Genomic DNA, 5,562 nt, shown 5'->3' on the forward strand with positions numbered 1-5,562 from the left:
GCTGGCCCACGAACAGGCGTCGCTGGCCCTGGCCCAGCGCTGCAGCGGCGTGCCGGCGAGCCAGGCGCTGTTCACCAGCCTGCTGAACTACCGCCACAGCGCCCCGGCCAAGGTCGAACTGCGCCAGGCATGGCAGGGCATCGAGCAGATCGCCGCCCACGAGCGCAGCAACTACCCACTGGTGGTGAACATCGATGACCTGGGCGAAGGCCTGGTGCTCACCGTGCAGGCGGTGTCGCAGGTAGACGGCGGGCAGGTTTGCCGCCTGCTGGCGACCGCGCTGGCGCAACTGGCCGATGCCTTGCAACAGGCCCCGGCCACGCCGTTGCATACGCTCAGCCAACTGGCGCCCGGCGAACGCGAACTGCTGCTGCAAGGCTTCAACGCCACCCGCCGAGACTACCCGCACGAGCATGCGCTGCACCAACTGGTCGGTACCCACGCCGCCCTTACGCCACAGGCGACCGCCGTGGTGCACGGGCAGCGCCAGTGGTCCTACCAGCAACTGGATGAGCATGCCAACCGGCTGGCTCACCACCTGCTCAGCCTGGGCGTAAACCCGGGTGAGCGGGTGGCACTGTTGCTGCCGCGCAGCTTCGACCTGCTGGCCGCGCAATTGGCCGTGAGCAAATGCGCGGCGGTATTTGTGCCGCTGGACAGCAATGCGCCGGTCGAACGCCAGGCGTTCATGATCCAGGACTGCCAGGCCCGCGTGCTGCTGACGCTCGCCAGCCAGGCGCAAACCGGCGGGGCCGTGAGGGTAGAGCTGGACCGCTGCGACCTGTCCGCCTGCCCACACCATGCACCGGCCCTGGCGGTGAACGCGCAAAGCGCGGCCTACGTCATGTACACCTCGGGCTCGACGGGCACGCCGAAAGGTGTGCTGGTTCCTCACCGGGCGATCGTCAGGCTGGCCATCAACAACGGCTTTGCCGAGTTCAACCGTGACGACCGGGTGGCCTTCGCCTCCAACCCGGCATTCGACGCCAGTACCCTGGAGGTATGGGCGCCGCTGCTCAACGGCGCCTGCGTGGTGGTGATCGACCAGCCGCAGGTCCTGTGCCGCGAGGCCTTGCGCGATGTATTGGTAAGCCAGCAGGTGAGCGTGCTGTGGCTGACCGCAGGCTTGTTCCACCAGTTTGCCGATGCCTTGCTGCCAGCCTTCGCCAAGCTGCGCTACCTGATGGTGGGCGGCGACGTGCTGGACCCGGCAGTGATTGCCCGGGTGCTGCGCGACGGTGCGCCGCAGCACTTGCTCAATGGCTACGGCCCGACTGAGGCCACCACCTTCAGCACCACCCATGAAATAACGGCTGTGGGCCAAGGCAGCATTCCGATCGGCAAGCCCATCGGCAATGGCCGCTGCTACGTGCTCGATGCCCGTCGGCAACCGGTCCCGCTGGGCGCCGTAGGCGAGTTGTATATCGGTGGCGATGGCGTGGCGCTGGGTTACCTTGGCCAGCCGGCGCTGACCGCCGAACGCTTCCTCGATGACCCTTTCAGTGGCCAGGCAGGGGCGCGCATGTACCGCAGCGGCGACCTGGTCAGCTGGCAGGCCGACGGCACGCTGCGCTACCTTGGGCGTGCCGACCAGCAGGTCAAGCTGCGCGGGTTCCGTATCGAACTCGGGGAAATCGAAGCGTGTCTCGGCCAGTGCGAAGGCGTGCGCGACAGCGCCGTGGTCCTGCGTGAAGACGCCCCGGGCGACAAACGCCTGGTAGCTTACTTCACCGCGCACGCGGCAGCGCCGCTGGTCGCCGACTTGCACGGCCGCCTGCAAAGCCTGCTGCCGGACTACATGGTGCCGGCTGCCTACGTGTGCCTGGCCGAGCTGCCATTGACTGCCAACGGCAAGCTTGACCGCCGTGCACTGCCGCTTCCGGGCAGCGACGCCCTGGTGAGCCGGGCTTTCGAGCCCCCGCAAGGGGCTGTGGAAGTTGCCCTGGCCGCCATCTGGGCCGAGGTGCTGAAGGTCGAGCAGGTCGGGCGCCATGACCACTTCTTCGAACTGGGTGGCCATTCGCTGCTGGCGGTAACCCTGGTCGAGCGCATGCGCAAGGCTGGCCTGCTTGCCGATGTGCGTGTCCTGTTCGCCCAGCCAACCCTGGCGGCACTGGCCGCTGCCGTGGGCAGCGGGCGCGAGGTGGACGTACCGGCCAACCGGGTACCGGTAGACGCCCAGGTGATCACCCCGGCGATGCTCAGCTTGATCGAACTGGATCAGGCCAGCATCGACCGTATCGTTGCCAGCGTGCCGGGTGGTGCAGCCAACGTGCAGGAAATCTACCCGCTGGCACCGCTGCAGGAAGGCATTCTTTACCACCACCTCAGCGCCGAGCAGGGCGACCCGTACCTGCTGCAGTCACGCCTGGCGTTCGACAGCCTGGCCGACCTGCAGCGCTGGGCTGGCGCGCTGCAGCAGGTGATCGACCGCCACGACATCCTGCGCACCGCTGTGCTCAGCGAAGGCCTCGAGCAGGCGGTACAAGTGGTTTGGCGCAAGGCCCGCATGGCGGTTACCGCTGTCGAGGGGCTGGGCAGCGAAGCGGTGCTCGATGCCTTGCAGGCGCGCTACGATGCCCGCCACCAGCGCCTGGACCTGGCCTGCGCACCTTTACTGCGCCTGGTGTATGCCGCCGACCCGCGCAACCAGCGGGTGGTGGCGATACTGCAATTCCACCACCTGGCCCTGGACCATACCGCCATGGAGGTCATCGCGGGCGAAATGCAGGCATTGATGGACGGGCAGGGCGCACAACTGCCCGCGCCGGTGCCGTACCGTACGTACGTGGCCCAGGCGCGGTTGGCGGCAGACGATGCCGGCCATGAGGCATTCTTCCGCGAGATGCTGGGTGACCTGGATGAGCCCACCCTGCCGTTCGGCCTGGCCGATGTGCAGGGCGAAGGGCATGCCATCGAAGAGGCCCAACTGCAGCTGGATGCCACCTTGGCCCGCAACCTGCGCGAACAGGCCCGGCGCCTGGGCGTCAGTGTCGCCAGCCTGGCCCACCTGGCCTGGGCGCGGGTACTGGGGGTGCTGGCCAACCGCAGCGACGTGGTCTTCGGCACGGTGCTGATGGGCCGCCTGCAAGGCGGTGCAGGGGCTGACCGGGCACTGGGTGTGTTCATCAACACCTTGCCGCTGCGCATCGACCTGTCGACGCCGGTAGTGCAGGCGGTGCGCCTGACCCACCAGCGGCTGTCTGCGCTGCTGCAACACGAGCATGCCTCGCTGGCCCTGGCCCAGCGTTGCAGCGCCGTGGCGGCGTCTTCGCCGCTGTTCAGCGCTTTGTTCAACTACCGCCATAGCAGTGCCGCTGGCCGTGCTGCCAGCAGCCAAGGCGTGCGCCTGCTGGGAGGGGAGGAACGCAGCAACTACCCGCTGACCCTCAGTGTCGACGACCTGGGCGAAGGTTTTGCCTTGAGCGTTCTGGCCCAGCAGGGCGTAGGCGCCGAGCAGGTGGCACGCTGGATGAGCCAGGCACTCACGCAATTGGCCCAGGCACTGGCGCAGGGCGCAACCGCTGCGGTGGGCACGCTGCCGATTATCGACCAGGCGGCACGCCAGCAGTTACTGGACACCTTCAATGCAACCCGGCGCGACTACCCGACCGGGCGCACCGTGCATGCCTTGGTCGAAGCCCAGGCCGCACGCACGCCGCAGGCTGCGGCGCTGGTCCAGGGTGGCCGGGTGCTGAGCTATGGCGAGCTGAACCGTAGTGCCAACCGCCTGGCCCATTACCTGATTGCCCAGGGCGTGCAGGTGGGTGACCGGGTTGCCCTGTGCCTGCCGCGCAGCCTGGAGCGCCAGATCGGCTTGCTGGCCGTGCTGAAGGCCGGCGCTGCCTATGTGCCGATCGACCCGACCTACCCGGCCGAGCGGATCGCCTACCTGTTGGCCGACAGCGCCCCTGCGCGGGTGGTGGTCGAGTCTGCGACCCGGGCTTTGGTGGGCGACGCCCCGTGCATCGTGCTGGACAGCGACGCCTGGCAAGGCGCAGCGCAGGGCAACCCGCAGGTGGCTGGCCTGGATCACCAGCAACTGGCCTATGTGATCTATACCTCCGGCTCCACTGGCCAGCCCAAGGGGGTGATGGTCGAGCATGCGACGCTGGCCAACCTGGTGCACTGGCACTGCGAGGCCTTTGCCGTGACGGCAGGCAGCCACACCAGCAGCGTGGCCGGGTTCGGCTTCGATGCGCTGGCCTGGGAAATCTGGCCGACGCTGTGCGCAGGGGCGGTGTTGCACCTGCCGCCGCTGCAAGTGGCCAGTGAACACGTGGACGAACTGCTCGACTGGTGGCTGGAACAACCGCTGGCCGTCAGCTTCCTGCCAACGCCGGTCGCCGAACAGGCCCTGCGCCGAGAGCGCCAGCACCCGACCTTGCGTACCTTGCTGGTCGGTGGCGACCGCTTGCGGGCGTTCGAACACGACCCAGGCTTCAGCGTGGTGAACAACTATGGCCCGACCGAAACAACGGTGGTGGCCAGCGCTGGCCGGGTGCTGCCTGGCAGCGTACCGCACATCGGCAAGCCCATCGCCAACACCCGTGTCTATGTGCTCGATGAACAGCGCCAGCCGGTGCCGGTGGGCGCGGCCGGTGAGCTGTACATCGGCGGGGCCGGGGTCGCACGCGGTTACTTCAGGCGTGAGGCGCTGAGCGCCGAGCGCTTCCTGGCCGACCCGTTCAGCAGCGAGGCCCATGCGCGCATGTACCGCAGCGGTGACCTGGTGCGCTGGAATGCCGATGGCACCCTGGACTACCTAGGCCGCAACGATGACCAGGTGAAGATCCGTGGTGTGCGGGTCGAGTTGGGCGAAATCGAAAGCGTGCTGGCTGCCCAGCCGGGCGTGATCGATGCCGTGGTGCTGGTGCGCGGTGAGCGCCTGCTGGCCTGGTTCAGCGCCAGCGCGCCGGTTGCCCCGGACGCGTTGCGTGAGGCGATGCAGGCGAGCTTGCCGGCACACCTGGTGCCGTTGGCATTCACCCGCCTGGACCATTTGCCGCTGACCCGGCATGGCAAGCTCGACCGCAAGGCCTTGCCAGACCCCGACCCGGCGCTGCTGGCCAGGCAGGAGTACGTGGCACCGCAAGGCGCAGTCGAAAGCGCACTGGCTGCCGTGTGGGCCGAGATGCTGCAGGTCGAGCGGGTGGGGCGGCACGACAACTTCTTCGAGCTGGGCGGCCATTCCCTGCTGGCGGTGAACCTGACGGCACGTTTGCGTCGCCAGGGCCTGCAGGTCGATGTGCGGACCTTGTTCGGCCAACCGAGCATCGCTGCGCTGGCGGCCACCCTGGGCCAGGCACGCGAGGTGGTGGTGCCGGAGAACCTGATCCCTGCCGGCTGCACCCACATCACCCCGGCCATGCTGCCGCTGCTGGCCTTGGAGCAGGGCGCGATCGAGCGTATCGTCGCCCAGGTGCCGGGCGGTGCGGCCAACGTGCAGGACATCTACCCACTGGCGCCGTTGCAGGAAGGTATCCTCTACCACCACCTGAGTGCTGCGGGCCACGACCCGTATGTGCTGCAATCACGCTTTGCCTTCGCCAGCCGGGAGCA

At 68.1% G+C, this 5,562-nt stretch carries 1 protein-coding gene; it reads left to right on the forward strand.

Annotated features, from left to right (window positions below; genetic code table 11):
- A partial coding sequence (locus APH30_RS25820) for a non-ribosomal peptide synthetase (protein ID WP_156326692.1) occupies window positions 1–5,562 on the forward strand: 5,562 nt, incomplete at both ends.

The organism is Pseudomonas sp. NBRC 111127 (assembly GCF_001320345.1).
In the GTDB taxonomy this organism is placed as follows: domain Bacteria; phylum Pseudomonadota; class Gammaproteobacteria; order Pseudomonadales; family Pseudomonadaceae; genus Aquipseudomonas; species Aquipseudomonas juntendi.